Consider the following 4,536-nt stretch of genomic DNA (forward strand, 5'->3'; position numbering starts at 1 on the left):
CGAGGAGCCGAGCGGCCGCAAGGCGGGCGTCAAGGTCAAGAGCGTCGCCGAACTGGTCGACAAGCTCAAGAACGAAGCCGGCGTGCTCTAGGAAATCGGATGAGGCCGGCCTGCAAACGGCCGGTTTCTCCGCTTCCGGTGCTACGTACTGAAGTACGCTCCGCTCCGGTTCTCGAAACCAACCGTTTTCGACTCGGCCTGACCGGATTTCAGGGAGCCTCGAAAACGAAAGTCAGGAATATCATCAATGGCTATTCTTCTGATTGCCGAACACGACAACGCCACCCTTTCCGACCAGACCGCCAAGGCGCTGTCGGCGGCGCTGCAGATCGGCTCGGACGTGCATGTGCTGGTTGCCGGCAAGGGCGCCAAGCCGGCAGCGGATGCCGCCGCCAAGCTGAAGGGCGTGAGCAAGGTGCTGTTGGCCGAGGCCGACGAATTGACCGAGCGCCTCGCCGAACCGTTGGCGGCGCTGATCGTCTCACTGGCAGGCGCTTACGACACCATCATCGCGCCGGCGACCTCGTCGGGCAAGAACGTCGCGCCGCGCGTGGCCGCCCTGCTCGATGTCGCGCAGGTGTCTGAAATCATCGAGATCGTGTCGTCCGACACCTTCAAGCGTCCGATCTATGCCGGCAACGCCATCCAGACGGTGCAGTCGACCGACGCCAAGAAGGTGATCACGGTGCGCACTGCCTCCTTCCAGGCGGCCCCCGAGGGCGGCTCGGCCCCGGTCGAGACCGTCAAGGCGGCCGCCAATCCCGGCCTGTCCTCCTTCGTCGAGAACAAGCTGTCGGAGACCGATCGTCCGGAGCTGACCTCGGCCAAGATCATCATCTCGGGCGGCCGCGCGCTCGGCTCGGCGGAAAAGTTCCAGGATGTCATCCTGCCGGTTGCCGACAAGCTCGGCGCGGCCGTCGGCGCCTCTCGCGCCGCGGTCGATGCCGGCTATGCGCCGAACGACTGGCAGGTCGGTCAGACCGGCAAGGTGGTCGCCCCCGATCTCTACATTGCCGTCGGCATCTCCGGCGCCATCCAGCACCTCGCCGGCATGAAGGATTCGAAGGTCATCGTCGCCATCAACAAGGACGAGGATGCCCCGATCTTCCAGATCGCCGACTACGGCCTTGTCGGCGATCTGTTCGTCATTCTGCCCGAGCTCTCCAGATCGATTTGACCCGAGAGGTACAATGTCGCAACTCCAGACTTTAACTCTAACCTGCGATGACAGCCCCGGCATAGTCGCGGCCGTCGCAACCGTACTGACCACGCTCGGTACCAACATTGCCGAGAGCAGCCAGTTTTGGGACCGTACCAGCAATCGCTTCTTCATGCGTCTGGCCGTCGAAGGAGATGAGTCCCTTTCGACCGCGTCAATTGAGCATGCACTCAAATCGGCAATCGACCGCTTCGGTTTGTGTGTTCACGCCGTCGATGCGCGCCATAGGCCCAAGATTATCATTATGGTGTCGAAATTCGACCATGCGATGCTTCATCTGCTTTACCAAATCAAGGTCGGTTGGCTGAACGTCGACGTAGCAGCGATCGTCTCTAACCACGAAGACAGCCGTGGGGTCGCCGAGCGGGAGGGAGTCGCCTATCATTGCTGGCCGGTATGCAAGGAGAACAAGGCCGAGCAGGAACAAAAGCTGTTGGCTCTCGTACGCGAAACTGGCGCGGACCTAGTCATCCTGGCCAGATACATGCAAGTCTTATCTGACGACTTCTCAACTCGCCTGTTCGGCAAGATGATTAACATCCATCATTCCTTCCTCCCGTCCTTCAAAGGTGCAAAGCCCTATCATCAGGCGTACGAACGCGGAGTGAAACTTATCGGTGCGACTGCGCATTACGTGACGCCCGACCTCGACGAAGGTCCCATCATTGATCAGGAGACTGAGCGCGTAACGCATGCGATGAACGCGGAGGATTTCGTTGCGACGGGCCGCGATATTGAAAGCCGCGTCCTTGCACGGGCCGTCAAGCTGCATCTGGAGCGGCGGATTTTGCTGAACCGAAATAGAACGATCGTATTCTCAAGCTGACTTAGACGCCCTGATAAAAACCATTCCGAGTGTCGGGCGCATATGTTGTCAGGGAGGCAATCCGCCAGGCGTTGGTACACGGATCTGGAGCATGGCGGATCTCGATCTTTGATGACGCGGGCTGAGCGTGAAACGACGGAGCCCGCAGACGCGGTCCGACATTGATTTCTATCGCCCGATGGCGGTCTCGACCGCGCGCGCTTGCCGTAGCCGGTGGAAGCTTGCCATTTCATTCGCCGGTCTCTGCTGATTGCGGCGATGTGCCGGTCCCTTTGGTGGGGAGGTCTATCGTTGGTTGGTTCGATCGCTTTGGCGCGCATCGGAATGACGATAGCCGCCGCCGCGCTGTGATCGATGATTGCGTTGTAGGCGGCCGTTCCGTCGATAGGCACCGTCGGCAGTAAACCGTCCGATCGGACCACCAATCTGGTCCGGCGCCATGCTTCTCTGGCCGGCCCCCATTGGGTGATCCGGTTTGAATGTTAGTGGATGCCTCTCGCTGGCGCTACCGTCGGCGTGGCCGGCGAAGCTGGGCCGGGATGCGCCGCCGGCCATTGGATAGCTTCCGGCGCTGGTGGTCTGTAGCCCAAGGATGAGTGCGGCCGGACCGTGTTGTAGTGCTGGCGCCATCCTTCGATGACAACCCTGGCCTCCTCCAGCGTGTAGAAGATCTCGCCATTGAGCATCTCGTCGCGGAGCTTCGAATTGAAGCTCTCGCAATAGCCATTCTCCCAAGGACTGCCGGGCATGATGTAGGCTGTCTTCGCCCCGACAGCGGCAATCCACTCGCGCACCGCGTTGGCAACGAACTCCGGGCCGTTGTCGGAACGAATGTGGCCGGGCACCCCACGCAGGATGAACAGGTCCGAGAGCGTGTCGATCACGTCGACGGCTTTCAGCTTGCGTCCGATCCTGATCGTCAGGCATTCCCGGGTGAACTCGTCGATTACATTGAGCATACGGAAGCTCCTTCCGTTGTGGGTGCGGTCCTGAACGAAGTCGTAGGACCAGGCATGGTTGGGATGTTCCGGCCGAAGCCGGATGCAGGAGTTCTCGTTGCACCACAGCCGACCGCGCCTGGGCTGCTTGTGCGGAACCTTCAGCCCCTCGCGTCGCCAGATCCTCTCGACCCGCTTGCGGTTCACCACCCAGCCGGCTCGATGCAGCATCGCCGTGATGCGACGATAGCCGTAACGGCCATACTGAGTGGCGAGCGCGATGATGTCGGCGGTCAGCGCCGCTTCATCGTCGGATCGCATGGGGATCTTGCGCTGCGTCGATCGATGCTGGCCCAGAACCAGGCAGGCCCGTCGCTCGGACACCCCTAGTTCGGCAACCACATGATCCACACAGGCACGGCGACGCGCGGGGCTTAGTAGTTTCCCCGCGCAGCCTCGGCCAGTATCATCTTGTCCAGCGTCAGATCGGAGATCGCGCGCCTGAGCCTGGTGTTTTCGGCCTCAAGCTCCTTCAGACGCTTCACCTGGTCGCCTTTCAGGCCACCATATTCCTGGCGCCACCGGTAATAGGTAACTTCAGTCACGCCTATCGACCGAACCGCTTCCGCGACCGGACGCCCCTGCGACGTCAGCACGTCAACCTGACGCAGCTTCGCAACAATCTCTTCTGCTGTGTGCCGTTTCCTGGCCATCTCGTCTCTCCTCAATCGGCTCAAAAGCCATACCTAATTGAGGACCACTTCAATGGGGGCAGACCACGGTGTCAGCCACAAAGTCAGGCTGCGACGCCGACGAAGTCCCGCCTCATACTCCGGCCACTCCGCCACCCTGAATTTTATCTTCTCGATACGATGACGGCGTGAAAGGCATGACTAAACGATAAGGGCTGTTGTGGTGCCGTCCTGCCTAGTTCCTCGAGGCGGCGTAGATGAATGCTGACCGAGGACTGGCTGCGGTACTCCTGCCATTCCCGGAATCGCAAAATGCCAGGAATGTCCTGATGCGGTCCGTATCGACGTTGCGCAAAGCCGCCCTCAATAGTTTGAATTCCTTTAAGCGAATGATGCAATAATTTCGGTTTTCTTTCAAATGGTGTCGGGTAGGCTTGAGCCAGCTCCTCATCGGTGTGCGGCCGCGGACGGAGGCACTTGTATCGAAAAGGCGGTTTGGAAGCCGCTCATGGAGTGCTCGCGAAGGTTGCTAACAGAGAATCCTGCTGACGTTGTCGTTATTGGTGGCGGCATCATTGGATGCAGGATCGCCTAGCACCTCACCAAAGCAGGATTGCTCCGTAATGTGGGTAGCCATCTTGAACTGAGATACTGCCGATATGAAAACAGAATTTGAAGCTGTTCTGGTTATCACCCACAGTGCGCTGAGGCAGCTCCTAACAGAAGGCCACACCTTGGAATTCGCCAATCGCCGATGACGTGGTTTGGGCAAGGGGGCAAGTGTGCGGCTGCATATCGTGTTGCGGCCGTTATAGGGAAGTAGGGACGAGATCCGAAAATGATAACTAAGGCCGATCTTAG

3 protein-coding genes and 1 pseudogene are annotated in these 4,536 nt (G+C 59.7%); 3 read left to right on the forward strand and 1 reads right to left on the reverse strand.

Going from position 1 to position 4,536, the window contains the following annotated elements:
* The 3 genes and pseudogenes from NKJ89_RS35400 to purU form a co-directional block, all read left to right on the forward strand.
* A pseudogene (locus tag NKJ89_RS35400) lies at window positions 1-91 on the forward strand (electron transfer flavoprotein subunit beta/FixA family protein); the annotation flags it as partial.
* 156 nt (window positions 92-247) lie between these two features.
* Window positions 248-1,177, forward strand: coding sequence for an electron transfer flavoprotein subunit alpha/FixB family protein (locus tag NKJ89_RS35405; protein WP_352609044.1), 930 nt, complete (start codon window positions 248-250; stop codon window positions 1,175-1,177).
* A gap of 13 nt (window positions 1,178-1,190) precedes the next feature.
* Window positions 1,191-2,045, forward strand: coding sequence for a formyltetrahydrofolate deformylase (gene purU, locus NKJ89_RS35410; protein ID WP_352609045.1), 855 nt, complete (start codon window positions 1,191-1,193; stop codon window positions 2,043-2,045).
* A gap of 482 nt (window positions 2,046-2,527) precedes the next feature.
* On the opposite strand, the gene NKJ89_RS35420 is transcribed toward purU, so the two are convergent.
* Window positions 2,528-3,696, reverse strand: a protein-coding gene (locus tag NKJ89_RS35420) for an IS3 family transposase (RefSeq protein ID WP_352609046.1) whose coding sequence is annotated in 2 segments (ribosomal slippage) — window positions 2,528-3,432 and window positions 3,432-3,696 — 1,170 coding nt in all. Because the reading frame shifts where the segments join, the coding sequence is not laid out codon by codon here.
* Between the last annotated feature and the right edge of the window lie 840 nt (window positions 3,697-4,536).

Source organism: Mesorhizobium sp. M0047 (assembly GCF_040323315.1).
Lineage (GTDB): Bacteria > Pseudomonadota > Alphaproteobacteria > Rhizobiales > Rhizobiaceae > Mesorhizobium.